The sequence below is a fragment of the Burkholderia sp. SIMBA_062 genome (assembly GCF_046534765.1).
Lineage (GTDB): Bacteria > Pseudomonadota > Gammaproteobacteria > Burkholderiales > Burkholderiaceae > Burkholderia > Burkholderia ambifaria.
Genome location: NZ_JAWRYD010000310.1, coordinates 1 through 267, shown reverse-complemented (window position 1 = coordinate 267; position 267 = coordinate 1). Strand labels below are relative to the sequence as shown.

1 pseudogene is annotated in these 267 nt (G+C 66.3%); it reads left to right on the top strand.

Annotation, left to right across the window (positions count from 1 at the left end):
• Positions 1 to 267 (top strand): annotated as a pseudogene (locus SB786_RS36480) (filamentous hemagglutinin); the annotation flags it as partial.

Here is a 267-nt window from a genome sequence, read left to right as displayed (position 1 = left end):
GACGCGTGGAACGCGTTCCAGAACGCGCGCAGTACGATTGCGAGTCTGCCTGGTCAATTCGTCGATCTGGTCAAGGCGAACAACGGTCAGACGCCGCCGAGCGATCCGAACAAGCAGATCTCGGATGCGAGCGGCGGTAACAATACGCCGCCGACAGCGGGGGCGGTGGTGACGCCGTTACCGTGTCCTGCGGGGCCGGGCGCGTGTGGGATGGCGGTGACGCCAGTGGTAACGCCGGGTGCGCCGATTCTTGCGAGTGGTGGGGGC